Source organism: Dermabacter sp. HMSC06F07, assembly GCF_001807345.1.
GTDB classification, from domain to species: domain Bacteria; phylum Actinomycetota; class Actinomycetes; order Actinomycetales; family Dermabacteraceae; genus Dermabacter; species Dermabacter hominis.
This window is the reverse complement of the sequence record NZ_KV788565.1, coordinates 26,987-51,992: the sequence shown is the minus strand read 5'-3', so window position 1 is coordinate 51,992 and position 25,006 is coordinate 26,987. Positions and strand designations below refer to the sequence as shown.

Genomic DNA, 25,006 nt, shown 5'->3' with positions numbered 1-25,006 from the left:
ACGTGTCCACGATTTGCGGGTAACCCCAGTTCGGGGGCCAGGCCGTGCCCGAAGGTTCGAGATCGGGCTACTCGTCCCCGTCAACCCCGACGTCTCCAGCGCCTACATTCCCGAGGCCGGCCCCATCACCGCCAAAGCCGGCTACGACTACCTGAGCGAACTTCTCGACAATGACGTCCTCATCAAATACAAACGAATCTTCACCAGTGCCACCACCGGTGAAGTCCTCGCCATGGACTCCCGCTCCAGACTCTTCCCCAAAGCCCTCGCCGAACTCGTTCGCCTCAGAGACCGCACCTGCCGCGGCCCCTACTGCAACGCCCCCATCACCCACATCGACCACATCAAACGCCACGCCCAAAATGGACCCACCACCCTCACCAACGCCCAAGGCCTCTGCGCACGATGCAACCTCGCCAAAGAAGCCCTCACCGTCACCACCACGACCGGCACCACACCCCACACCACCACCTGGACCACCTCAAACGGCCGCACCTACACCAGCACCACCCCCACATACGACAGCTAAGCAACCTGAAAGCCACGGGAAGAACGCTCGCGACAGATGCGAGAGTCGCGACAGACGCAAGAGTCTGCGGAAACGGCCGCGCTGCCAAAAGCGGCCACGCCGCCATTAGCGAGAAGACACCAGAGCCATTCGTGGAGATTGTCCGGGGGGCGGGAGGCGTCCCCTGCTTCGGAGCGATGGGGCGCCTCAGTTCTGCCACGGGTCCCGGCCCGCGCACCTAGGATTGAGAGCGTGAGCACTAACGAACAGAAGAATGACCTTCGACAGGGCGCGGGCGAGCGTCGGAACGAAAACCTGGCTGCCACCGGCACCGACCCCAACACCAACAGTTCCGCCTCCACCGCCTACGCGACCCAACGCCCGAGCCGCATGCTCTCGAGCGTGTGGGGCGACGAGCAGCACGCCGTCGAAGCCGCGCAAAAGTGGGCACGCGAGCACACCGCTCTCGCCCACGACCCCAAGGCCACAGCGCGCCCCGCGGCTGAGCTCGACGCCGCAGTCAAGGCCCTCGCCGGCGAGATGATCACGGAAGAGGGCATCGGCGCCGACCGCGCCCTCGAGATCTACGAGAACATCCTCATCCCGGCAACCCGCGCCGCCGACGACCCCATGAACCTCGCCTACATTCCCGGCGCACCCACGCGCGCGGCCGTCGCCTTCGACAACGTCGTGAGCGCCGCTAACGTTTTCGGCGGCGTGTGGGAAGCCGGAGCGGGCGCAATCTGGGCCGAGAACCAGGTGCTGCGGTGGCTCATGGATCTGCTCGGCTGGCCCGAAGAGTCCGCTGGCGCCTTCGTCTCGGGAGGCACAAGCGGCAACCTTTCGGCGCTCGCCACGGCACGCGAGAAGGCCCGCGAAGAATGGGCCGCCCGCGGCGTGTTCATGGACGGCCGCCCCACAACCGGCTTCAAGGTCGCGTGCGCGAGCAGCGCCCACTCCTCGATCCGCAGCGCGGCGCGCCTCCTCGACGTCGAAGTCGTGACCGTTCCCGTTGATGAGCGCGGACACCTGAGCGGCCCGAATCTCGCACGCGCCCTCGACGAGAACCCCGGCGTGTTCGCAGTTGTCGCCTCGGGCGGCACGACCAACGCCGGCATCGTTGACGACATCCGCTCCGTGGTCGAGGTCGCTCACGCGCGCGGCGTGTGGGTTCACATCGACGGCGCTTACGGTGGCGCCGCCCTCGCTGCCCCGAGCGCGCGCCCGCGCTTCGACGGCATCGAACAGGCCGATTCCTTCATCGTCGACCCCCACAAGTGGCTCTTCGCCCCATACGATTGCTGCGCCCTCGTGTACCGGGACCCGAGCCCCGCCTACCGCGCGCATTCTCAGCACGCCGAATACTTGGATTCAATCGTGAGGTCCGACGCTAACCCGAGCGATCTCGCGGCCCATCTTTCGCGTCGCACGCGCGGCCTCCCGCTGTGGTATTCGCTGCTCACCCACGGCACGGCGAAATATTCCGAGGCGATCGAAAAGTGCCTCTCCACTTCACGCGCGGTGCGTCGCGGCATCGACGATATCGAGCACCTCGAGATGGTGATCGAGCCTGAGCTCAGCGTTCTCGTGTTCCGCCGCCCGGGTTGGACCGACGAGCAGTATCACGAGTGGTCGCAGCGCATGGCCCGCGACGGCGTGATCCTGTGCATCCCCACGAAGCACAGCGGCGAAACGGTGCTGCGACTTGTGTTCGTGAACCCCGATACGGAAGCGGACCGCGTGATCGCGGTTTTGCGCGACACGATGGCCTAACGCCCCTCTCAGCGCGAGTCCGCGAGCGCGAGGCTCTCGAATTCGGCGAGCGAAGCTTCATCGGCATCGCCCGCTACCCGAGCCCGGACAATGCGGCGCAGAATCGCCTCTGCTTCGCGCGAGGCAGCCTGGTCTCGGCCGTCTTCTCGCATGTGCACAAGCAGGTGCGCGCGTGCCTGAAGTGCCGAAATCGTCGCATCGCGGCGCAGATCAGGAGTGCTGTCGAGATCGTCGGCAACGCGCTCGGCGAGTGAGGCGACCTCAGCGTGAGCGGCAGCCTCCGCCCATGTGCGCCCCGCAATACTCAGCGTCTGCGCGCGGATCCGCTCGGCGTGCCACTGCCCGGCGAGGTCCCGAGCGCGGTCGGCAAGAATTTTCGCGCGGTTGACGGGGATGAGCGCTGCTTCGGGATCGCCCAGGGCGAGCCGGGCAATCGCGATCGACGACCACGCGTGAAAGCGGACGTGCACAGCGTGGACGCGGGAGGCGTTCTCCGCAACAGCAGCAAGCGGCGCTTCAACCGCGTCAGTCACGCCCGCGACAAGCGCCGTGCGCACGAGAGTCAGCCCCAGCTCAACCACGACATCGGGAATACTGGCAACGCCGCCGCCCCCTCGCGCGGCTTCACACCACGCGAACGCCTCTGCTGCGGCATCGTAGGCATCCGTCGGACCAAAAACGCGCGCCCTTCGCCCTGAACGCGCCGTCCCAGGATCAAGCACAGAAAGCGCGAACCTCTGCAAGAGAAGCGCTCGAAGAGCCTGGTGACGACCTTGCTCAGCCTCGAGCTTTTCGAGCGCAGCCCTGCATAACGCAGGCGACGGCGGCACAGCCGAAGTCACGATCTCGACCGCTCGCCGCTCAAACGATTCCGACGGTTGCCGCGCACACCACGCCTCCACGCGTGCACGCCGCTCGCGCGCGAAAGCTCGGCGATTGGCAACCGCAAAAAACGGCACGTGCCACGTGAAAAGCGAGCCGGCATCACATTCGCGCTCGGCTCGCTTTTTCATGGTCTCAGGCTATCAATCGCGAAATTTTACTTCTTAGCCTTCGCGATGATCGCTTTCACAAGGTCGGCTTTGAGCGTACCTGGCTTTTCACCGTCGCCCATCCACTCCTCACCATCGATGTACACCGTCGGGGTACCCACCTGGCGTTCCTGGCCGACCTCTTCAACGGTGGCGACGTAGTCGCGATATTTCTCGTCGAGGACGGCGTTCTTGACCTCTTCACTCGCGCCGGCCTTCACCGCGGCTTCGGCAACCTCGGCCGTATCGGGCGTGGGGTCCTCCGGCGATTCGGGCTGGAGCGCGAACATCGCGTCGTTCATGTCCCAGAACAGCTTCGGATCCTCAGCCCATGACGCGACAACGGCGCTCGCCGTATCGTTCGAGAAATTGAGGCCCGTGACCTTATCGAGCATCGGGCGCGGGTACACGCGATAGTTGATGTAGCCCTTCTCGACGAGCTCGCGAATGTCCTTATCCTGCGCCTCGGCAAAGAGCTTGCAGTGAGGGCAGCGGTAATCAACGAGCAACTCGACGGCCGGCCCCTTGGAATCGGGGTTGAACTCGAGGTAAGGCTTCGATTCGTCGAACGGCACGCTGACCGCAGCGCTCTGAGTGGGCTCGGGCAGGGCGGGGGTGGCGTCGGAACCGCCGGAGTCCGACGCTTTCCCGCCTTCCTTGCTCCCCGAATTTCCGCAGGCGGCAAGGAGTGCCGCGGCGGTCGCGCCACCAGCAAAAATCGCGGCGCGGCGGGTGGTGACAAGGCGGCTCAGGGCAGGTTCGTGCGAAGTCTTGTGACTATCCATGGAGCTATTGTGGCGCCTCCGGTTGAAGAAGCCTCGGGACTCATGGGGACTGAGACGAAAATCGTGAGAAATGTTCACGATGTGGGCAGCGAGTGGAGCGGAGCAGAGCGCTCACGTGAAGCCGGAAGTTCCATGACGATAGCTTCGTGGCGAAGGCCCGAATCACTGGTCCACTCTTTCGTTTCCCCCGTGCGCGCGTACCCAAGGCGCCCCCAAAACGGGAGGACCTCGGCGTTGGTGTCGACGACCGTGGTGAGGCGCCACCGCCCGGGAAACTCGGTGCGAAGTGCGTGGTGAAAGGCACGGGCGAGCCCACGACCTTGATGGCTTGTACGCAGCTGAAGAAGGCCGAGATACGCGATGTCCGGGGACGGCCACCCCGCGACAAACGAGGCGACTCCCGCGAGTTCGTCGTCGACCCACAGGCCCATAACATGGTGATCATCGGCGCCCACCTCGGGCGGTTTGTCGTTCAGGAGCGAGGCCACAGTGCGGGAATCGGTTTTCTCGCCGTTGACGCGCATCGCGTAGCCGCCGTCGTCCTGGAGAACGCGAAGAATCTCGTCACTATCGGTCGAATCGAGGGAGCGAACCACGAACATTGAGGATCGCCCCTTTCTCGCGGTTATTGAGCGGCGGCTGGCCGCCAATTATGCCGCAGGGCAGACGAAATCGATCGCTGCAGCGGCGATCACCTCGACATCACGATCAGGGGCGGACGTGTGCGACCACGCCATGTTGAGATAAGCAATGGCCTCTTCTGGCCCGATAGGGGAACCCCACTGTCGCATGTCCTCGGTCGTGTGCGCGTCCGAGACGAGGGTGACGTCGTAGCCACGAGCGAGACCCCCGTGGATCGTGCAACGGATGCAGGCGTCCGTCATTGCACCACACACGATAATTTTGCCGGCGTCAAGTTTCGCAAGCTCAGCCTCGAGGGTCGTGTCTTCGAATGAGTCTCCGTAGCGCTTGAGGACTCGCGGCTCGCTTTGTTCGGGTTGAAGCTCGGCGGTCACTTGCCACACGTCGCTGCCCTCTGGAAATTCGTCGCTGCAATGCTGCACCCAGACCACAGGGGCCCCAGCCTCCCTCGCCGAAGTCACCAGGTCGTTGATTCGGTCGACAACGGCGTCCCGGTCGTGGCAGGAGGAAAGAACACCCGTCTGGGCATCGACCACCACAAGCGCAGTCTCTTTGCGGTCTCTAAAAGTGCTCATTCGTTCGATCCTTCCTACGGCTGCACGGTCGAAGTTCGCTTGGGCCTCACACGACAAAAAGTAACTGCGCATAGCTGGGAAGTGACCCAATGAATACTCTCGGTCGAGGCACGGGGGATGGCAACGCATGCGAAAACCCCAGGCACGCCACACGCCTGGCGCTGCCTGGGGTCTTTCCTTTCCAGTGGAGCTAAGGGGAATCGAACCCCTGACCTTTTCATTGCGAACGAAACGCTCTACCAACTGAGCTATAGCCCCTGAACCGGATCCACTTTACCGCAACAGCGAGGCTCGCACCGAATCGCAGCGGTGACTTCCTCATCACGTTTGCCGCGCCCGCGCCTCGAGGGAGCAGCCAGCGGCCCCTTAGCATCGTGCCGTGAGTTCTTCTGCCCCGCTTGCTGCCCCACGCACCGACGCGCGCGCGATCCTCGCGCTCGCGATTCCCGCGCTCGGCGCGCTCGTTGCCGAGCCACTCTTTATCCTCGTGGATTCCGCATTTGTGGGGCACGTGTCCACGGCTGCCCTCGCCGGCCTCTCGATCGCCTCGACGATCCTCACAACCGTCGTGGGCCTCGCGATCTTCCTCGCGTACTCGACGACCGCGGCGGTTGCGCGCGCCGTAGGAGCGGGGAACATGACCCGCGCCCTCACGAAGGGCATCGATGCCACGTGGCTCGCCGCACTCATCGGCCTCGCGTGCGCGCTCGTGCTTGGCTTCGGGGCGGATGTTGTGATCGGCCTGTTCGGCCCTCGCCCCGAGGTCGCACACGAGGCGGCAACCTACTTGCAGATCTCCGCCGCAGGCCTGCCAGCGATGCTCATGATCCAAGCGGCGCTCGGGCTCGTGCGCGGCCTCCAGGACACGCGCATCACGCTCATCATCGCGGGCGTCGGTGCGGCGCTCAACGTGCCGATCAACTGGGTGCTCATCTTCGGCCTCAACCTCGGGATTGCGGGTTCGGCGATCGGCACACTCATCTGCCAGTGGGCTATGGCCGCGTGGTACATCGGCATCATCGTGCGCGGGGCCCGACGCCACTCGGTGAGCCTCGCCCCGAACTTCTCGGGCGTGAACTCGGCGTGGCGGGAGGGTCGTTGGCTCTTCATCCGCTCCGTGACGATGCGCGTCGTGCTCCTCACGGCCACGGCCATCGCGATCAAACTCGGCGAGGTCACGCTCGCGGCGCATCAGCTCATGAACTCCGTTTTCTCCCTCACGGCGCTCGCCCTCGATTCCCTCGCGATCGCGGCGCAAGCGCTCACCGGTAAGCATCTCGGGGCGGGCGACCGCAAGAGCGTCGAGTCCGTGACGCGTACGCTCGTGCGCTGGTCTTTCGTCGGCGGGATCGCCGTCGCCGCCGTGCTCCTTCTCGCGTCGTTCGTGCTCCCCCAAGTGTTTACGCCCGATCCCGCGGTGCAGCGCTCGCTCACGTGGGCGCTTGTCGTGCTGCTCATCGCGCAGCCGCTCGCGGGCTACGTGTTCGTGCTCGACGGGGTCTACATGGGTGCTGGCGACGCCCGCTACCTCGGGCTCGCCGGGCTCGTCACGATGGGTGCGTATATCCCTTTTGCCCTGGGACTCTGGTGGGTGTCCGACGCCGGCCTGCTTCCCGCCGATTCCCCATTCGCACTGGCGCTGCTGTGGGCCATTTTCACGTTCGTGTTCCTGGCTTCGCGCGCCGCGACGCTCTGGTGGCGCGGACGAACCGACGCGTGGATGCACCTCGAAGAACACGAGGGCCTCGAGGCGTAGGCAACCGTCGGAATCGGACTACGGGACGCTCGCCTGCACGAGCCTGCCGTGCCCACGCACCGTAAGCTGTCCTTCGCTCGCGGCGATGAAGACGGCCTCGCCCCGCTCAAGCGTGTCCACTCCCGCCGAGGTTTCGAGGGTGAGTGACCCCTCGACGCACAACACGATGCGCGGGCCAGTGCCCACGAGCGTTTGGGCCGACGGATCATCGCGGACTTCGCTCGTGAAGGTTGAGAGCTCGAAGTCGTCGATCGGCGCGAAGTACGCGCTCGTGGCATCGCTCAGGCGCTCTGGCGCGATGCGGATCGGCGGGGCGGCGGTCACGGAGACGCATTGGAGAAGCTCGTCGGCGTCGACCTTCTTGGGGGTGATGCCCGCGCGCAGCACGTTGTCACTCGACGCCATGATTTCGACCGCGAAACCGCTCAAATACGAATGCAGAGCGCCAGCGGGAACAAACATCGCTTCGCCCGGTTTAAGCGACACGGGATTGAGCAGAAGCGTTGCGGCGACGCCTGGATCGCCCGGGTATTTCTCGTTAAGCAGCGCCACGGCTCGGTCAATGCGAGGGGAAGGCGAGCGGTGCGACTCGAGCCGCGCCGCACATTCGTTGGCAAGCACCGTGATTTCGGACGGCTCCGGGCGCATGGCAGGGGCGACGAGCATGCGAAAAGCCGCGCGCATCCCGTGCGCGCTCGGCTGCGCAACCAGGAGGTCGAGCATGCGTTTCGCGAGCGGTGCCTCGAGCCCCTCGAGGATCGAGGCGGCCTTGCGCGGGGTGCGGAATCCGCACAGCGCCTCGAAGGGTTCGAGGGCGAGGACCATTTCTGGTTTGTGGTTCGCATCGCGGTAGTTGCGCTCGGGAGAGTCCAGCGGGAGGCCCGCGGCGTTCTCCGCTGCGAAGCATTCGCGCGCATGCTCTCGCGTGGGGTGCACCTGGAGTGAGAGAGGCTCCGCGGGCGCGATGAGTTTCATCAGGTACGGCAGTGCGCCATCAAACGCACGCGCGACGGAATCGCCAAGCATCCCTTCGGGGTCGGCGCTGACCGCTTCGTTGAGCGCGAGATTGCTCGGGGCCACGGTGGCGGGAGCGAGCGGGTGGGCACCGAACCACAGTTCGGCCCACGGCTCGCCGTCGGCTACCGTTCGAAGGAACTGTGGCAGAACTGTAGGCGAGCCCCACGCGTAGCGCTGGCGATGGCCGTTAATTCGCCGCATCCTCTGCCTTCCGCCGCCAAGGTGTTACAAGAATCAATCCTAAACATATCCCCCACCCCATAAGGATCCCTTTGGGCGCCTGTAGACTTGCAGGCATGGATCCTCGCAGACTCGTGATCTTCAACAGGGTGGTCACCAAAGGCTCGATTGGTGCTGCGGCGCGTGAGCTCGGCTGGACTCAACCCGCGGTCTCACAGCACATCGCGGCCCTCGAAAAGGACACGGGCATGCAGCTCGTCGTGCGCGGTTCGGGTGGCGTGACCCCCACCGAGGCTGGGGCACGTCTCGCCGTGCACGCCGCCGCTATCGCGGCGAACCTCGAGGCAGCGGAGACTGAAATGAACGACCTCGCCGCCCTGAAGAAGGGGCTCGTGCGCTGCGCGGCCTTCCCCTCGGCCGCCGCCATGCTGCTACCGCCAACCCTCGCCCGCATGGACAAGGACTACCCCGGCATCGAGCTCGGCTTCACCGAGTGCGAGCCGCCAGAGGCGCTCGAAGGGGTGCGCGGCAATAACTTCGACGTGGCAATGATCTTCCGCTACGCGCAAACCCCGGCTGACGAAAACGAGTCACTCGAGTGGACGCCCATACTCGCCGATCCCGTGCGCCTCATCCTGCCGCGAGATCATCCCCTCGCTTCGCGCGATGACATCTCGATGAGGGACCTCAAGAACGAGGCGTGGGTTGCGGGATGCGATCGCTGCAGCGCGAACCTCCGCCACCACGCGCAGGTCGCGGGCTTCACGCCAAACATTCGGTACTGCACGGACGATTCGACGGTCGCGCAGCGCCTCGTGGGGCACGGCACGGGCGTCGTGGCGCTCCTCCCCGAAATTGCGCTTGAGGCCTACCCCAACGACACAGTCGTGATCAAAGAAGTCACTGAACTCGACAATCGCGTGATCGGAATCGTGAACCGGCCCGGCGCCCTCAAGATTCCCGCGATCGCAGCGTTCGTCAATACCCTCCGGCACAACGCGAACGCCCACGGCTGCACGCTCACCCACGCCCACGTCCACCTTGATACGGGCGATCTCAGTGAACTCGAGGCGCTCGCCGACATCGAGGCCAGTGCGCGGGAAGGAGCCGAACAATGACCACTCGCAATCGCCCGCACGGCCCATCCGCGATCCGCCTGTGGGCCCGCACATTCATGTTTCTGCTCGTGGGGGCCATTGCCGCGGCGATCTGTGCGTACTACGGGTGGTGGATCACGATGACGATCACCCTCGTGCCGACGCTCTTCTTCGCGTGGTGGGTCTCCCCCGTTCGCAAAGGCCAACACACGCCGTGGCTCGAGGCGCTGCAACGCCGCGCCCCGGATCACGCGATCATCGTGTGGTCACCGGTCAGCCGGCACAGTGCTCAAATCCAGATCGGCCTCCAGCCAACCGACCCCCGCACGACGTGGGTGAACTTCCACCAGGACACCGAGGCGTGGGCGTTCGCGCAGCAGCACGGCGGTTTCGCGGCGCTGCCCATCGCTATCGTGGGCGAGACGATCCTTGAGGGTGCGACCTCGGGCCAAGTTTTCGATGCCCTTGAGAGCACACCCGCCGCGGGCACTAGCGAATCCGGCGAAGAGCCCTCGCGCTAGATCCAGTCGAGGAAGCGGCGCACGTACTCGTCCCACACCGCCCATTCGTGGGCGCCGGGCGTGTACGTCACCTCGTGAGCGTGGCCGCGCTCTTCGAGCGTCCGCACGAATGTGCGCGTCTCTTCGAGCAGGAAATCCTCCGTCCCACACCCGATCCAGAGCCGCGGGAGCGATCCCGGCTCGGCAGCGCGCGCGAGCGCATTCACGTCATCGATTGCGGGGAACTTCCCCTGCTCGACGCCCTCGAAGAACGGCTCGTACACGCTGCCGGCCTCGGGCGTGAGGCCCTGCCCCCACACGCGCGCGGGCATCGCATGCCCGAACTCGGTGTAGTCGCGCTGGGCGACCGCGAGCGCGCCCGAGAATGAGCCTGCCGCAGCGAAGCGTTCGGGCTGGTTGAGCGCGAGTTTCATCGCGCCAAAGCCTCCCATTGAGAGGCCGGCAACGAACGTGTCCTCGCGGGCCGTCGAGACGCGGAAGGTCTGGTTGATGAGGGCGGGAAGCTCCTCGCTTACGTACGTCCAGTATTTTTCGCCGAGCACTTCGTCGGCATAGAACGAACGGCGCACCTCGGGCATGACCACGCAGATCCCCTTCGCGGAGGCGTAGCGCTCGATGCTCGTACGGCGCGTCCATCCCGTGCAGTCATCGCTCAGACCGTGCAGGAGGTACAGGACCCGAACGTGCGGCTCGCCGTTGTCGTCGAGGTCGATCCCTCCCGCCATGCCGATCTGGCCATCGGTCTGCTGCGGATAGAGCACAACGGCGCTCGTTCCCATGCCGAGGGCGGGCGAGTGGAAATCCATGCGTGAGTGAATCATGGCTCCAGCGTAGTCGCCGCTCCACACTCACACCCATCCACATTTGACTAGGGGCGCTAGTCTTGAACATCAAGGGGCTCTAGATTTACCCTATGGTCAAGCCAATAAAGTACCGCGACGCTGCCAAGGTGCTTCGGGCACGAGGGTGGAGACATGACAGTACGCGTGGCTCGCACGAGAAGTGGAAGCACCCCTTGAACCCTTCCCCGATCATCCTTCCAGCTCATCCAGAAATTTCGCCGGGCGTCATTCGAAGCATCGCACGAACGCTCGGCTCCCAAGCACCGAAAGAGTGGAGGTAGCACTCATGGTGGCTTCGCCATTTCACGTCCTTGCTCGCCGCGAAGGTCGATGGTGGGTTGTCGAGATTCCGGCCCTCGATATCGCGACTCAAACACGCAACCTCAAGGATGCCCGCGCCGTCGCAGCCGAGGCCATCGGCCTTTACCTCGATGTCGACGAATCAAAGGTGACCGTCGATCTCTCGATCCAGCTTCCGCGCGACGTGAGCTCGACATGGCAAAAAGCCCGCGACCTTGAGGAAGAGTCTCGAAAGACTTCCGCCGAGGCGGCCCGCCTCTCACGCGCTGCCGTCCGCACCTTGCGCGCAAGCGGCATGAGCCAACGCGACACCGCGGAGGCACTCGGCCTTTCGTATCAGCGCATCGCCCAGCTCGAGAAACAGACCGCCCCCACCTAGTGAAACAGCCCACATAAAACGGGAGCCGCCGGTAAAATCGTGCAGGCCATGCACAAAAACTCCGCGACCTCGCACCCGCATCCGATGATCCGGCTGTGGCGAATCGTTCGGCCCATACGCGTCCGTCTCATGCTCGGTCTCGTGTGCGCGATCGGCAGCGCGGTACTCGGGCTCATGATTCCTCAGGTGCTCGAGCGCCTCGTGAATTCCGACCTCGTCCAGGGTGGCACCGCAACAGCCGTGTGGACCGCGGGCGCAACCGTGCTCGTGCTCGGTATTTTCGAGGCCCTCCTCCTGTTCCTCCGCCGCGTCTTTGCGCTCGTTCCCGCAACCGCCATCGAACGCGACATGCGCACCGATCTCTACGACAAAATCCAGGACATGCCCGTCGCCTTCCACGACCAATGGAGTTCAGGGCAGCTACTCTCGCGCGCGATGAGCGACACGAACCTCATCCGCCGCTGGATCGCGTTCGGCGTCATCATGGGCGTGACCACGGCCGTCACGACCATCGTGGGCATCGCACTACTCATCCGCGCGAGCTGGATCCTCGCTCTCGTATTCGTTGCAGCGGCCATCCCCATCGGGATCTTCTCGTTCCGCTTCAACCGGCAGTTCTCCACCCTCTCTCGTCTCTCGCAGGACCAAAACGGCGACCTCGCCACCACAATCGAACAATCCGTCCAGGGCATCCGCGTACTCAAAGCCTTTGGCCGCGGCCCCACGGCTCTCGAACAGTTCACCCTCCAGGCGGACGAGCTTCGCGGCACCGAGGTCAAAAAGGCCACCGCGATCGCGCGCTTCGACATGCTCATGTACGGCCTTCCAGAGATTGCCACCTCCATCAGCCTCCTCCTCGGCATCTACCTCACGGCACACGGCCACATGAACCTCGGCCAATTGAGCGCCTACTTCGTGACTGCCGTGCTTGTCACGGGCCCCGTGCGCATGCTCGGCCAGCTGTTCGGCATGCTCATCAATACGAACACCGCGCTCGACCGCTACTTCGACGTCATGGACGCCCCGAACACCATCGCCGATCCCGAGACGCCGACGCTCGAGCCCGGGCACTCGTTCTCAGGGAGACTCGCCCTCCACGACGTCCACTTCCGCTACTCCGACTCCCCCGCGCACATGCCCGATCTCATCGACGGGGCGAGCCTCGAGATCGAACCGGGCGAGACCATGGCACTGGTGGGCATCACAGGCTCCGGCAAATCCACCCTGCTCCAGCTCGTGCCGCGCCTCTACGACGTCACCTCGGGCTCGATCACGATCGACGGTCACGATGTGCGCGACATCCCCCTCGACACCCTCCACCGGATCACGGCCTTCGCGTTCGAAGACGCAACGCTTTTCAGCGATTCCGTTCGCGACAACGTGCTCCTTGGGGCACCCGGGTACGAAAGAACCGTCGGAACCGTCGAGTTTGCGGACAGGCTCTTTGGTTCCGACGGAACCGTGCCCCCGGTGACGCGCACGTCCACGCGAAGCGCCGGGCTCGACCGGGCCCTCGAACTCGCCCTCGACACCGCCGACGCGCGCTACGCCTACGACTTGCCCGAGGGCATCGAGACCCACATCGGCGAGGAGGGAATGAGCCTTTCGGGCGGCCAGCGCCAGCGCCTCGCCCTCGCGCGAGCAATCGCTGCGAAACCCACGGTGCTCCTCCTCGACGACCCGCTCTCCGCCCTGGATACGAAAACCGAGGAGCGCGTCACGGAGCGGCTGCGAGAGGTGCTCTCGCACACGACAACTCTCATCGTCGCGCACCGCACGTCGACCGTGGCGCTCGCGGACCGCGTCGCACTCCTCGAGGATGGCCGCATCACGGCTGTCGGCACACACACGCAGCTCATGGCCTCGAGCGAACGCTACCGCTACGTGATCGCGAACCAGGAAGAAGAGGCGCGAGGAAACCGAAACCTGACGCGGGTCGCGACGGAAACGGGAAGCCTCGAGGTCGCCGAGATTCGCAAAGCGGTTGACGAGATGGGAGGTGCGCGATGAGCCAAGCGGTCGAAGAAGAAGATCACGAGCTCACGAGGGAAGAAAACCGCGCCTCGCGCAAGCGCTCGCTTACGCTGCTGCGCGAGCTACTCGCGCCCGAAAAGGGCTCGATCATACTTGTCGCCATCATGGTGGTTCTCGCGCAGGCCGCTGTCGTGGCAGGCCCCGCGATTCTCGCGTGGGGCATCGACCACGGACTCCCCGCACTCATCAACGGCGACGCGCTGCCCGCACTCGGCGCGGCCGGGCTCCACGCGGCGTGTGCAATTCTCGCCGCGCTCCTCACGTTTGCCTTCACCCGCCAGTCCTCGGTGATCGGCCAAAGGCTCCTGCTCGAGCTGCGCCGCCGCGTTTTCCGGCACACGCAGCGCCTTTCTCTCGAGTTCCACGAACGCTATACCTCCGGGCGCATCGTCTCTCGCCAAACGTCCGACATGGAGGCCCTGCGCGAGCTTCTCGAGTTCGGCGTGCCGATCCTCATCGGCTCGAGCCTCTCGATGGTTCTCACCGCCGCATCGATCGTCGCGATGGACTGGCCAACCGGGCTCATCATGCTCGTGCTGCTCATCCCGTGCATCGCCCTCACCGTGTGGTTCCAGGTGCGCTCGCGCATCGCCTATCGCGGCATGCGCACCCACTCGGCAGCCCTCATCGTGCAGTTCGTCGAGGCGATGAACGGTATCCGCGCCGTCAAGGCCTTCCGCAAGGAGGAATCGAACTCGCGCGAATACCGCGCGCTCGCCGAAAACTATCGGCGCGCGACCCTCAACTCGATCTCCGTGTTCGGCATCTACCAGCCCGCGCTGCGCCTCCTCGCGAACGTCACGGTCGCGGCGGTCCTCGTCGTGGGCGGCTTCCGCGTCCTCGCGGGCGACTTGAGCGTGGGCGTGCTCCTCGCCCTCGTGCTGTACGCGAGGCGCTTCTTCCAGCCCGTCGATGAGATCGCGAACTTCTACAACTCGTTCCAGTCGGCCACGGCGGCACTCGAGAAGATCAGCGCGCTTTTGTGGGAGGTTCCGACGGTTGCCGAGCCCACCGTCGCGCACGCAAAATCTATTGCGAGCGGCCGCGGGGCAATTCAGTTCACGGATGCCGAGTTTCGCTATAGCGAGGATGGCCCCCTCGTGCTCAAGCCCCTCGATCTCACGATTCCCGCAGGCCAGACCGTCGCACTCGTCGGGCAGACGGGTGCGGGCAAGTCGACCATCGCGAAGCTCGTCTCGCGTTTTTACGACGTCACGCAGGGCTCCGTGGAGCTCGACGGTGTCGATCTTCGCGACCTCACGAGCGAGGAACTCACGCGCAATGTCGTGATGGTGACCCAAGAGGCGTACCTGTTCAGCGGCACCGTTGCCGACAACATCGAGTTAGGGCGGCCCGGCGCAAGCCGCGAAGAGATCGTGCGCGCGGCCAAAGCGATCGGCGCGCACGAGTTCATCGAGGCCCTCCCCTACGGCTACGACACCGACGTGAGCAAGCGCGGCGGGCGCGTCTCCGCTGGTCAGCGTCAGCTCATTTCGTTCGCGCGTGCGTTCCTCGCGAACCCGAACGTGCTCATCCTCGACGAAGCGACGAGTTCGCTCGACTTGCCGAGTGAACGCCTCGTGCAGGAGGGCCTCACGAAGCTCCTCGGCAACCGCACGGCGATCATCATCGCTCACCGCCTCTCGACCGTGATGATCGCGGACCGTGTGCTCGTGCTCCACGATGGGGTCGTGGTCGAAGACGACGCCCCCAGGGCGCTCATCGAGCAGGGAGGCCGCTTCGCCGCCCTCTACAAGGCGTGGCAGGATTCGCTCTAGGCTTCCCCTCTTCGCGCACGAGGACGCACCCGGGTTCACTCCGCTCTATGGCTGTGAACTGCAATGTTCCCGATCTCCATGAGTCGCATCGAGGTTGCCGCTGCACGCTCGAGGTTGCGCGGACCGTCATTGAGGGCCTCTTCGAGAGTCGTCACTCCCTGCACGATCGGCGCGAGAGCGCTCACACCATGAGCGTAAAGCACCTCGGCGCCCTCGCCAATGCGTCCCGCGAAGGCCACGCACGGCACGCCGTGGCGCCTTGCGAGAGCGGCGACACCCGCGGGGGCCTTACCGTTAAGCGTCTGCGCGTCAATCGATCCCTCGCCGGTGAGGACAAGATCGGCGTGCGCAATCGTTCTTTCGAGGCTCACCGTACGCGCGACGAGATCGAAACCCGGCTCGAATCGCGCATCGAGGAACGTCGCGAGGGCCCAGCCGAGCCCACCCGCGGCGCCAGCACCGGGCTCGGTTGCATGAGCCCGGGCGCCAAGGGAAGGGTCCGACGCTTCCGCAGCCTCCACGAGTTCCCCGAGGAAACCCTCGAGCTTCGCCACCGTGGCGGGATCCGCGCCCTTTTGCGGGCCGAAGACCGCGCTTGCACCACTCGTGCCAAGGAGCGGGTTCGTCACGTCGCACGCGACCTCGATGCTGACCTCAAAGAGCCGAGGATCGAGGCCGCTCACGTCGATGCGGGCAAGGCACCCGGCTAGAGAGGCGGGTACGGGGGGAAGCGGGCGGCCGTCGGAATCAAGAAACCGCGCGCCGAGCGCACCGAGCATCCCCACCCCGCCATCATTCGTTGCGGAGCCGCCAAGGCCGATGATGAGCCGGCCGCCCTCGCCAAGCCGATCGAGCGCGGAGGAGATGAGTTCGCCGACGCCGCGCGTGCTCGCGCTCAATGGGTCGCGCTCCCCCGGTTGAAGGTGCATGAGTCCCGCGGCGCTCGCCATCTCGAGGACCGCTGTGGACGGTTGCGCGTTCGGGGCGAGGCCGTACTCTGCGCTCACGGGGCGGCCGAGGGCATCCGCAACGGTGACGGAATGGAGGGTGGCCCCGAGCGCTGTCCCGAGGGAGGCAGTGAAACCCTCGCCACCGTCGGACACCGGAGCAAGCGTGCACGCCGCCCCCGGAATAACCGCGCGCACTCCTCGCGCGATCGTCTCAGCCGCCTCGCGCGCACTCATCGATTCTTTAAAGGAATCGGGCGCGATCAGAACCCTCACCGCGGGCCTCCCTACTCCTGCCCTTTTAATCTGGGCGTTCTTCGACAGCTCTCTCACAGAGAAAGTACCGCTCCTCCCGACGAAACCGTCAAGGGGGTAACGTGGAATTATGTCGCAAACTGAGAACCCCGAGTCGACCCTGCCTTCGAGTCCCCGCGAAATTCTCGAAGCTCTCGTGCGTATCGACAGCACCTCCCACACGGGGAACCTCGACACGATCATGCTTCTGCAGCGGATCTTCGCGAGCAAGGGCGTCACTACCCACGTGTTCCGCGAAGAGGACGGTCTCGATGCGAACCTCGTGGCCGTATTCCCCGCGGCGGGAGAAACCGCTGGTGATAGCACAGACCGTGCGGCAAAGGACGTACTCGGTCGCGACTACGGCACCGGGCGCGGCGGCGTGAACCGGCTCGATGGTGAGAGCACACCCGTGCACGTGCAGGTCGCAGAGCGCCGCGGCATCCTCATCGCTGGCCACACCGATTGCGTGCCCGTCACGGGGCAGAACTGGAGCAGCGATCCCTTCGAGCCCACCGAGCGGGACGGAAAACTCTATGGTCGCGGCACCGCCGACATGAAGGGGTACCTCGCGACCTTCACGGCCCTCGCCGACCGCTTCCTCGCGGCCGAGCTGACCGAACCCGTCTACCTCGCGGCGACGTGGGACGAAGAAACGAGCTGCAACGGTGCGCGCGAACTCGTCAAGCAACTCGAAACCCTCGATATTGCGCCGCGCATCGCCTACGTCGGTGAGCCCACGATGATGGACGTCATCACCGGCCACAAGTCGATGAACGCGTTCGAAGCGGACTTCCGCGGGATTGCGGCGCACTCGAGCCTCCTGCCCCGAGGTCTCAACGCGAACCGCTACGCAGCGGAGTTCACGACCTGGTTCCACGAAGAAATCATCGACCGCGGCGTAGCCGAAGGCCCGAACGATCCCGCCTTCCTCGTCCCCCACATCACGGGCGGTGTGAACCGCTTCGATGGCGGCAACGCGATCAACACGGTCGGGGCGCACGCCCACCTGCTCTTCGAATACCGCGCCCTGCCAAGCGACGACGCGATCGCGATCGCCCGCCGCATCCAAGCGAAGATCGCCGAACTCGACGACGAGATGAAGCAGGCAATTCCCGCCGATCCGGCCGATCCCGAGCAAGCGAAAAACGTCGGCGCGAGCCTCACGATCCGCTCGCTTCTCTACCCGCTCGATTGCGGGACCGACGGTGACGCCGCACAGCTCGCGCGCGAACTCGGCATGACCATCAGCCCCACGAAGGTCACGTACGGCACTGAGTCAGGCATCTACGAGGCCGCGGGCATGAGTGCCGTCGTGATCGGCCCCGGCGACATCGCCCAGGCCCACGGCGCCAAGGAATACGTTGACCTCGAACAAATCGACAAATGCGAGGCGTTCTTCCTCGCCCTCCTCGAGAACCTGAGCGCCTCGTAGCTCAAGCGTCGCGAGAACCCCACTTCACCACACTCGACCAATCAGAAAGGCACGCAGTGAACAGCAAGCCGGCGTCGAAACACGACCTGCCCGCGCCCAAACCGGGCACCCCACGAAAAATCCTTGAGCAGGGAACCTTCCGCGAATACAGCCGCGTCGAAGAAATCCTCACGAAGGAATCGGCGGGCGGCATTGCTCTCGTCATCGCGACGATCCTCGCGCTCATCTGCGCGAACTCCCCGCTCGCGGACCTCTACTTCACCATCCGCGACGCCCACTTCGGCTTCGACCTCGGATGGCTGAACCTCAACCTCTCGGTTGCACACTGGGCAGCCGACGGTCTCCTCGCCGTGTTCTTCTTCCTCGTAGGCCTCGAGCTCAAGCACGAGTTCGTGCGTGGCGACCTGCGCGACCCGAAGCTTGCCCTCGTGCCGATGCTCGCCGCGGCCGGTGGCGTCGCGGTACCCGCAATCATCTACACGCTCGTGAACCTCGGTGGTCCCGAAGCTTCCCACAACGGATGGGCGATTCCCGCCGCGACCGACATTGCGTTCGCCGTTGCGGTGCTCACCCTGATCGGCTCGAAGCTTCCCGCCGCCTTGCGCACCTTCCTCCTCACCCTCGCCGTTGTCGACGACCTCATCGCCATCCTCATCATCGCGATCTTCTACGCGGAGGAAACGAAGTTCGTGTACCTCCTCGCGGCAATCCCCGTCATCGCGATCTACGCGCTCGTCGCCTACAAGGCCGAATGGCTGTTCAAGAAGCACTACTCTGCGGCCTGGATGATCCTCTTCCCGCTCGCGGTCATCACGTGGATCCTGTTCTACAACTCGGGCGTGCACGCCACCATCGCGGGCGTCGTACTCGCGTTCTGCGTGCCCGTCCATGCCCGCAGCGCCTACGGCAGCCAGCATTCGCTCGCCGAAACCCTCGAGCACAGGCTTCGCCCGTTCTCGACTGGCGTTGCCGTTCCCGTGTTCGCATTCTTCAGCGCTGGCGTCGCCGTGGGCGGCTTGAGCGGTCTTCTCGACGCCTGGACCACGACCGTCGCCCTCGGCGTCATCGTGGGCCTCGTGTGCGGCAAGATGCTCGGCATCACGGGTACGACCTTCCTCGTCACGAAGCTGACGAAGGCGAACCTGGACGACGAGATCAAGTGGATCGACCTCATCGGCATGTCCGCCATCGCCGGTATCGGCTTCACCGTGTCGCTTCTCGTTGCTGAGCTGAGCTTCGATCCCTCGAGCCCGCTCGTGGAAGACGCAAAGGTCGGGGTGCTGACCGCTTCGCTCCTCGCCGCGATCGTCGGCTCGATTCTTCTTATCCCCCGCAACAACCACTACAAGAAGATCGCCGAACTCGAATCGCGAGACGAGAACCAGGACGGCATTCCCGACGTGTTCTCCGACGACACCTCGCGCACGTCGCAGCCATAGGGCTTCGCACACCGCCCGCATGAATGGGGCTCGGGTCACACGACCCGGGCCCCATTCGCACCTCAGCCTGTAGTGTGGGTGGCTGGTGTGCCGGGAAGTCTGGTCGGCACGGGCGAGGCTCCGGATGCTTCGCTCGTTGACAATGCCCGCCGAGCCCCAAGGACTCCCATGACGAGCAAGCACAAGAGCCGTACCGACGCGATCCTCGCCCGCGGCACCTACCGCGAACTCACGCGCATCGAAAAAATCCTCACGACCGAGACCACCGGTGGCCTCATCCTCGTCGGAGCGACCATCCTCGCACTCCTCCTCGCAAACTCCCCTGCCGCCGACGCCTACTTCTCCCTGCGCGACATGCACGTCGGTTTTTCGACAAGCTGGCTGGACCTCGACCTCTCCCTCGCACATTGGGCGGCCGACGGACTCCTCGCGATTTTCTTCTTCCTCGTAGGCCTCGAACTCAAGATGGAGCTCACGAAAGGAGACCTGCGTGATCCCCGCCGCGCGTTCGTGCCCGTCGCGGCCGCTGCGGGAGGCGTCGCGCTGCCGGCCCTGCTCTACTCGGCCATCAATGCGGCAAACCCCGAGACACTCGGTGGCTGGGCGATTCCCGCCGCAACCGACATTGCCTTCGCCGTCGCAGTCCTCGCAATCGTCGGCTCAAAGCTCCCCGCGGCGCTGCGCACCTTCCTCCTGACCCTCGCGATCGTCGATGACCTGATCGCCATCACGATCATCGCCGTGTTCTACTCGAGCGACCTCAAGCTCCACTACCTTGCCTTCGCGCTCATCCCTCTCGCGCTCTACTGGCTGGTCGCCAACAAGGCCGAGGCACTCTTTAAAAAGCACTACAGCGCCGCGTGGTTCGTTCTTCTCCCGCTCGGCCTCATCGTGTGGGCGCTCTTCTACAACTCCGGCATCCACGCGACGATCGCCGGCGTGGCCCTCGCCTTCATGATCCCGGTGAATCCGCTTTCGAAGTACGGCGAGCGCTACTCGCTTGCCGAAACGTTCGAGCACCGCTTCCGCCCGCTCTCCTCGGGCATCGCCGTGCCGATCTTTGCATTCTTTAGCGCGGGCGTCGCCGTCGGCGGCCTCAGCGGGCTCGCCGAGGCGTGGACCTCAAGCGTTGCGCTCGGGATCACCGTCGGTCTCGTCGCAGGAAAGATGCTCGGCATCGTGGGAACGACGTTCCTCGTGACGCGGATCCGAGGCGCAAACCTCGACCCCGACATTAAGTGGATCGACCTCACGGGTGTCGCGGCGCTCGCCGGCATCGGCTTCACCGTGTCACTCCTCGTGGCCGAGCTCAGCTTCGACGTTGCCAACCCCGCGCATGATTGGGCGAAGGTCGGCGTGCTCACCGCTTCGGTGCTCGCCGCGATCGTGGGCGCCGCCATCCTCACGCCGCGAAACGCCCGCTATGCGAAGATCGCCGAACGCGAAAAGGTCGATGTGAACCACGACGGCATCCCCGACGTGTTTGCCGACGATACTTCGCGCACGAAGTAGCCGCCGGGGAATAGACCGCCGCCTCTACTCGGCGGCGCCCTCCTCGCGCTGCGCGTAGTACGCGATGCGGTCGGTATGCACCCAAATGCGTGCCGCATCCGAGGTAAGCGTGAGAAGCGCGAGGGTGCTCAGCCCAACACCGAGCAGCTCGGTGGCACTCGCCGCTCCCGCGGGCTCGAGCGCGGCTACGCTAATGCGCGCAAGCGAGTCGAAGGCGAGAAGGGCCATGAGGCCGAGCCTCGCCCACCTGTTGCGACCAAGCATGAACAGGAACAGCAGGATCTGCCCCGCAACGAGCACGGTGAAAGGCAGAAGCGGGGCTTCGCCGAGCTGATCGAAGCCGAGGGCGCGCACGATGCCGTCGGCCTGCGCGGCCCCCGATCCCTTCGCCCACACGAGCCCCCACAGAGCCACCACCGCTGCCGCCTCAAGCGCGATCATGAGCCCGACGAACCCGATCGATGGGGGCGGCAGGTGGTGGTCGCCGACGTTGCGGAGTGCCTGCAGAAAATCCTCGCGAGCGCCATGCCATTCGCGCTCGAGCGACTGCATGAGTTCGCGCGGGCGCAGCGAGCGTCCACGCAGGTAGAAGATACCCGTGGCACGGTTGCGCGGCTGGATCACCGCGGTGGACCCGGTCGAGCGAGCCTCGGCGCCCGTCACGTCAACGACGGGCAAGTGACCGTCCGTGCGAAGCGGATCCCCGCCGCCGTTCCTGTGGTGGTAGGAGGTCGAATAATCCTTGATAACACCCACGGGAATAGCGTGGTCGGCGTGCAACAGAGTATCGACGACGTAGTTGCGTTCGACGTCCGTGTTTTCGTCGATCTTGTGCGTGATCTGGAACGTGAACCGCGAGAGGCCCACGCCCCGGTCGTACGTCGCTGCAGCAAGCCACGTGACGCGATGCCCGCCCGGCATGACCCAATTGTGCGGCACTCGCCAGAACCGAATGTGGTGACGCCTCAGAGTCGTTCCCCCCACCTCCTGCTGGTAGGCGAACTCGTGACGTCTACCGAAAAGGAAGAGCGAACTCACCGGCGCTTGCGGGTACGAGCGCCTCAGGAGGAAAGCAACCACGCTGCGGCGGGCGCTGTGCAGGGTGTTCTCCTCCGCGAGAACCCAGCCGGCCTTGCGCATCGCGACGTGGATATCCTCCTCCGAGCCCTCGAACGCGAGGTTCACGGGATCGCCGAGCAAACCGTCGGCCGTGCGCGTACGCCCCATGAAGTAGTCGGGAACGTACACGGCCGTGAGCGCCTGGTGAATGCGCGGGAGAGCGACGTAGGTAAACACGAGCCAAAACACGAGAAGGTTGACGAGGCGCCTCGGGTTGGTCGTGAGGCCCTGCCGCAGAAATACGTAGGCAAGCACGAGCGAGAGAACGGTCGCGAGCAGCACGAATAGGGCGTCAAGACGAGGGTAGATCTCGAGGCGCGGGCGGTCGTGGCTATGGCCGGCCGCGTGATCATATTCGGGATACGTGAGCGGAACGGGCCGCTTCCACTTCGCGAACCGGGTGCGTTTCGTGTGCGGCGGGCGGGGCACGACGCGCGGTTTCTCCGGGAGAACGAGCGGTTGCGACGGTCGCCTCGCCTCAGCGCGTGCACGCCCCCCGTAAGCCTCCATGCCGCTCATTGTACGGGCGACGCCTCCCGATCCCGATGATTCAGGGACCGCCCGATGGAGATTTATAGGCTTGTGTGAGGCTTTAGGAAGAAGGATTCGATGACCTCTACGAGCGAGTTCGCGTCGACAAGCCCGCTGCTCACCCTCAATGATGGCAAGAAGATCCCCCAACTCGGCTTCGGGGTGTACAAGACTCCGAACGATGAGGTGGAGGCCGCGATCGAGTGTGCGTTTGAGGCCGGCTACCGGCACATCGATACCGCGAAGCTCTACGGCAACGAAGAGGGCGTGGGGCATGCCGTGCGAAACTCGGGCCTCGAGCGCTCGAGCGTGTTCGTCACGACGAAGGTGTGGAACGACGATCACGGGCGCGAGAAGACGCGCCGCGCATGTGAAGAGAGCCTCGAACGGCTCGGCCTCGACTACGTCGACCTCTACCTCATCCACTGGCCCATGCCCATGAACGGCCTCGCGGTCGACACCTGGGAGGAACTCATCAGGCTCCGCGAGGAGGACCTCGTGACCTCGATCGGCGTCGCGAACTTCCCGGCACAGCGCATCGACGAGCTGACGGAGGCGACGGGGGTTGTGCCCGTGCTGAACCAGATCGAGCTCAACCCCTATTTCGCACAAAACGACCTGCGCGAAGCCAATCGCGAACGTGGCGTGCTAAGCCAGGCCTGGGCGCCCCTTCATCGCGGCAAGGGCCTCTTCGACGAACCGATCATCCGCGAGATCGCCGAGCGCCTCGAGGCAACCCCCGCGCAGGTCGTGCTCGCGTGGCACCTCGCGCTCGGCACGATCGCGATCCCGAAGTCGGTGACGCCGAGCCGAATCCGCGAGAACTTCGGCGCGCTCAATGTGCGCCTCACGCCCGAGGACCTCGCGGCAATCGCGGCCCTCGACCGCGGCGAGGCCGGGCGAACCGGCTTCGACCCGGAAACCATGGAGCGAGGAGCCGGCTACCAAGGCTAGGCACCACGCACCGCAGCCCCGACAGTCCGTGACCGCCAACCGTAAGGAGACAACAATGGCCTACGAAAGCCCACTCACAACCCTGAACGACGGGAAGCATATCCCGCAGCTCGGCTTCGGCGTGTTCAAGGTTCCGAACGATGAAACCGCCGCCGCCGTCAAGGCCGCAATCGAGACCGGCTACCGCCACATCGACACCGCCGCCGTCTACGGCAACGAGGAGGGGGTGCGCCAGGGCATCGATGCCGCGGGCGTCGACCCGAAGGACCTTTTCATCACGACGAAGCTGTGGAACGCGAACCAGGGCTACGACGAGACAATGCGTGCCTTCGACGAGTCGATGGGCAAGCTCGGCCTCGACGTGCTCGATCTCTACCTCATCCACTGGGCGTGCCCGAGCTTCGGCCTCTACAACGACACGTGGAAGGCCTTCATCGAACTTCAGAAGCAAGGCCGCATCACCTCGATCGGTGTCTCCAACTTCCCCGCGGAAAACCTCGAGGATCTCATTGAGACGAGCGGCGTGACGCCCGTCCTCAACCAGATCGAGCTTCACCCCTACTTCAACCAAGCCGAGCTGCGTGTCACCAACACCAAGTACGGCGTAGCAACCGAGGCGTGGGGGCCGCTTGGCCAGGGCGGTGACGTCCTGAGCGATCCCGCGCTCGAGGCCATCGCGAAGGCTCATGACGCGAGCATCGCCCAGGTCATCCTCGCGTGGCACCGCCAGCTCGGCACCATTGCGATCCCGAAGTCGGTCACGCCTTCGCGCATCGCCGAGAACTGGGAGTCGCTTGGCCTCACGCTCAGCGGTGAGGAGATCGAGAAGATCAACGCCCTCTCGCGCGCCGACGGCCGCGGCGGTCCGGATCCGGCTACGGCGGATTTTAAGTAAACCGTCGGCGGCGAAGTTTCGTTCCGCCAAGCGGAAGGTAACAAGTTCACGAACACTGTGCGGAAACTGCCCGCGCCCTCTTCCCCGGGGGCGCGGGCCTTCCTATTTTAGAGGCATGAGTGACGCACGTACCCTTTCACGCACCGACTACACGTTCCGCGCACGCGGTCATTTCGCGCTTTCGCAAGACGAGGCGTGGGACCGCATGACCCAGCAGTGGCTGCCCGCGTGGCTCGGCCTTCAGTCGATCCCCCTCATGGTGGGCGGCCCCCTCGGCAAGAACCCCGGTAAGAACCGCCAGATCATCGGCAAAGTGCTCGGCTCGGCACTCGGGCACCGCATCCGCGTCGAGTACGACAGCCCGCTCGTGAGCGCTCGCATCATCGTGCAAGCGACCCTCATGGAGGACGAGGGCGCGACGGTCCTCGAGCTCGATGTGGAGAACGCTCCATCGCACGACGCACTCGAGACTCTCCGCGAGGTGTGGAGCGAGCGCGTCGCGGCTGCCGAAGCCGAAGTTGCTCGGGAACACGAGGCGCATCGAGCACTCTAAGCGCTCGCGAACCGCATACGCGAAAGCCCCGCCCGATTGGGCGGGGCATCCGCGCTGTTCACGCGTGAATGACATCCATGTAGTTCTCCCCAACCGTGGACAACATTGT

Annotated in this window: 23 protein-coding genes and 1 tRNA gene; 15 read left to right on the top strand and 9 right to left on the bottom strand. The window is 65.0% G+C overall.

Annotation, left to right across the window (positions count from 1 at the left end; all coding sequences use genetic code 11):
• Nucleotides 1-529 (top strand): HNH endonuclease (locus HMPREF3157_RS10595; protein ID WP_210386249.1); only part of this gene is annotated, 529 nt, incomplete at its 5' end.
• Nucleotides 530-760: 231 nt separating this feature from the next.
• Nucleotides 761-2,281, top strand: a complete 1,521-nt coding sequence (locus HMPREF3157_RS00200; RefSeq protein ID WP_083287985.1) for a pyridoxal phosphate-dependent decarboxylase family protein — start codon at nt 761-763, stop codon at nt 2,279-2,281.
• Between the two features lie 8 nt (nt 2,282-2,289).
• Here the strand turns inward: HMPREF3157_RS00200 and HMPREF3157_RS00195 are convergent, their stop codons facing one another.
• From HMPREF3157_RS00195 to HMPREF3157_RS00175, 5 genes are all read right to left on the bottom strand, one after another.
• Nucleotides 2,290-3,294 (bottom strand): hypothetical protein, encoded by a 1,005-nt coding sequence (locus HMPREF3157_RS00195; protein WP_070435191.1) that lies wholly within the window; start codon nt 3,292-3,294, stop codon nt 2,290-2,292.
• 26 nt (nt 3,295-3,320) lie between these two features.
• Nucleotides 3,321-4,097 carry a DsbA family protein gene (locus tag HMPREF3157_RS00190; protein ID WP_070435190.1) on the bottom strand — a complete coding sequence of 259 codons (777 nt, stop codon included), beginning with the start codon at nt 4,095-4,097 and terminating at the stop codon, nt 3,321-3,323.
• A 74-nt stretch (nt 4,098-4,171) separates the two neighbouring features.
• The gene (locus tag HMPREF3157_RS00185) at nt 4,172-4,693 is read right to left on the bottom strand and encodes a GNAT family N-acetyltransferase (RefSeq protein ID WP_168161665.1); all 522 of its coding nucleotides are present in this window, start codon (nt 4,691-4,693) and stop codon (nt 4,172-4,174) included.
• Between the two features lie 54 nt (nt 4,694-4,747).
• Nucleotides 4,748-5,314 (bottom strand): isochorismatase family protein, encoded by a 567-nt coding sequence (locus tag HMPREF3157_RS00180; protein WP_070435188.1) that lies wholly within the window; start codon nt 5,312-5,314, stop codon nt 4,748-4,750.
• Between the two features lie 185 nt (nt 5,315-5,499).
• Nucleotides 5,500-5,572, bottom strand: a tRNA-Ala gene (locus tag HMPREF3157_RS00175).
• 121 nt (nt 5,573-5,693) lie between these two features.
• Between HMPREF3157_RS00175 and HMPREF3157_RS00170 the strand changes: the two genes are divergently transcribed.
• Nucleotides 5,694-7,070 (top strand): MATE family efflux transporter, encoded by a 1,377-nt coding sequence (locus tag HMPREF3157_RS00170; protein ID WP_070435187.1) that lies wholly within the window; start codon nt 5,694-5,696, stop codon nt 7,068-7,070.
• Between the two features lie 18 nt (nt 7,071-7,088).
• Here HMPREF3157_RS00170 and manA read toward each other — a convergent pair whose 3' ends face one another.
• Nucleotides 7,089-8,288: a mannose-6-phosphate isomerase, class I gene (gene manA, locus HMPREF3157_RS00165; RefSeq protein ID WP_070435186.1), complete on the bottom strand. Its 1,200-nt coding sequence runs from the start codon at nt 8,286-8,288 to the stop codon at nt 7,089-7,091.
• 95 nt (nt 8,289-8,383) lie between these two features.
• On the opposite strand from manA, the gene HMPREF3157_RS00160 reads away from it, so the two are divergent.
• Together HMPREF3157_RS00160 and HMPREF3157_RS00155 are read left to right on the top strand one after the other, a co-directional pair.
• A complete protein-coding gene (locus tag HMPREF3157_RS00160; protein ID WP_168161664.1) occupies nt 8,384-9,385 on the top strand; it encodes a LysR family transcriptional regulator in 1,002 nt (333 codons plus the stop codon).
• Nucleotides 9,382-9,885 carry a hypothetical protein gene (locus tag HMPREF3157_RS00155; RefSeq protein ID WP_070435184.1) on the top strand — a complete coding sequence of 168 codons (504 nt, stop codon included), beginning with the start codon at nt 9,382-9,384 and terminating at the stop codon, nt 9,883-9,885. The genes HMPREF3157_RS00160 and HMPREF3157_RS00155 overlap by 4 nt, the downstream gene beginning before the upstream one ends.
• On the opposite strand, the gene HMPREF3157_RS00150 is transcribed toward HMPREF3157_RS00155, so the two are convergent.
• Nucleotides 9,882-10,706, bottom strand: coding sequence for an alpha/beta hydrolase (locus HMPREF3157_RS00150; protein ID WP_070435195.1), 825 nt, complete (start codon nt 10,704-10,706; stop codon nt 9,882-9,884). The two genes, HMPREF3157_RS00155 and HMPREF3157_RS00150, sit on opposite strands and share 4 nt — an antisense overlap.
• Before the next feature lie 92 nt (nt 10,707-10,798).
• Between HMPREF3157_RS00150 and HMPREF3157_RS10895 the strand changes: the two genes are divergently transcribed.
• The 4 genes from HMPREF3157_RS10895 to HMPREF3157_RS00135 are packed head-to-tail and all read left to right on the top strand — an operon-like array spanning nt 10,799 to nt 15,218.
• Nucleotides 10,799-11,008 carry a type II toxin-antitoxin system HicA family toxin gene (locus HMPREF3157_RS10895; RefSeq protein WP_081976409.1) on the top strand — a complete coding sequence of 70 codons (210 nt, stop codon included), beginning with the start codon at nt 10,799-10,801 and terminating at the stop codon, nt 11,006-11,008.
• 5 nt (nt 11,009-11,013) lie between these two features.
• On the top strand, nt 11,014-11,406 hold the full coding sequence (locus tag HMPREF3157_RS00145; protein WP_070435183.1) for a type II toxin-antitoxin system HicB family antitoxin: 393 nt from the start codon (nt 11,014-11,016) through the stop codon (nt 11,404-11,406).
• A 48-nt stretch (nt 11,407-11,454) separates the two neighbouring features.
• Nucleotides 11,455-13,416, top strand: a complete 1,962-nt coding sequence (locus HMPREF3157_RS00140; RefSeq protein ID WP_083287983.1) for an ABC transporter ATP-binding protein — start codon at nt 11,455-11,457, stop codon at nt 13,414-13,416.
• Nucleotides 13,413-15,218, top strand: coding sequence for an ABC transporter ATP-binding protein (locus tag HMPREF3157_RS00135; protein WP_070435182.1), 1,806 nt, complete (start codon nt 13,413-13,415; stop codon nt 15,216-15,218). Before HMPREF3157_RS00140 ends, HMPREF3157_RS00135 begins: the two co-directional genes overlap by 4 nt.
• A 35-nt stretch (nt 15,219-15,253) precedes the next feature.
• Here HMPREF3157_RS00135 and HMPREF3157_RS00130 read toward each other — a convergent pair whose 3' ends face one another.
• Nucleotides 15,254-16,441 carry a glycerate kinase gene (locus HMPREF3157_RS00130; RefSeq protein ID WP_070435181.1) on the bottom strand — a complete coding sequence of 396 codons (1,188 nt, stop codon included), beginning with the start codon at nt 16,439-16,441 and terminating at the stop codon, nt 15,254-15,256.
• Between the two features lie 109 nt (nt 16,442-16,550).
• Between HMPREF3157_RS00130 and HMPREF3157_RS00125 the strand changes: the two genes are divergently transcribed.
• From HMPREF3157_RS00125 to nhaA (HMPREF3157_RS00115), 3 genes are all read left to right on the top strand, one after another.
• Complete coding sequence (locus HMPREF3157_RS00125) at nt 16,551-17,894, top strand: M20/M25/M40 family metallo-hydrolase (RefSeq protein ID WP_070435180.1); 1,344 nt, start codon at nt 16,551-16,553, stop codon at nt 17,892-17,894.
• Between the two features lie 56 nt (nt 17,895-17,950).
• Nucleotides 17,951-19,333, top strand: a complete 1,383-nt coding sequence (nhaA, locus tag HMPREF3157_RS00120) for a Na+/H+ antiporter NhaA (protein ID WP_016663661.1) — start codon at nt 17,951-17,953, stop codon at nt 19,331-19,333.
• A 168-nt stretch (nt 19,334-19,501) separates the two neighbouring features.
• Nucleotides 19,502-20,845, top strand: a complete 1,344-nt coding sequence (gene nhaA, locus HMPREF3157_RS00115) for a Na+/H+ antiporter NhaA (protein WP_016663660.1) — start codon at nt 19,502-19,504, stop codon at nt 20,843-20,845.
• 24 nt (nt 20,846-20,869) lie between these two features.
• Here the strand turns inward: nhaA (HMPREF3157_RS00115) and HMPREF3157_RS00110 are convergent, their stop codons facing one another.
• Nucleotides 20,870-22,474, bottom strand: a complete 1,605-nt coding sequence (locus HMPREF3157_RS00110) for an LssY C-terminal domain-containing protein (RefSeq protein WP_083287981.1) — start codon at nt 22,472-22,474, stop codon at nt 20,870-20,872.
• 99 nt (nt 22,475-22,573) lie between these two features.
• On the opposite strand from HMPREF3157_RS00110, the gene HMPREF3157_RS00105 reads away from it, so the two are divergent.
• From HMPREF3157_RS00105 to HMPREF3157_RS00095, 3 genes are all read left to right on the top strand, one after another.
• The gene (locus tag HMPREF3157_RS00105) at nt 22,574-23,449 is read left to right on the top strand and encodes an aldo/keto reductase (RefSeq protein ID WP_070435179.1); all 876 of its coding nucleotides are present in this window, start codon (nt 22,574-22,576) and stop codon (nt 23,447-23,449) included.
• A 55-nt stretch (nt 23,450-23,504) separates the two neighbouring features.
• Complete coding sequence (locus tag HMPREF3157_RS00100) at nt 23,505-24,344, top strand: aldo/keto reductase (protein ID WP_070435178.1); 840 nt, start codon at nt 23,505-23,507, stop codon at nt 24,342-24,344.
• Between the two features lie 115 nt (nt 24,345-24,459).
• Nucleotides 24,460-24,897 carry a hypothetical protein gene (locus tag HMPREF3157_RS00095; RefSeq protein WP_070435177.1) on the top strand — a complete coding sequence of 146 codons (438 nt, stop codon included), beginning with the start codon at nt 24,460-24,462 and terminating at the stop codon, nt 24,895-24,897.
• The last annotated feature ends 109 nt before the right edge of the window (nt 24,898-25,006 follow it).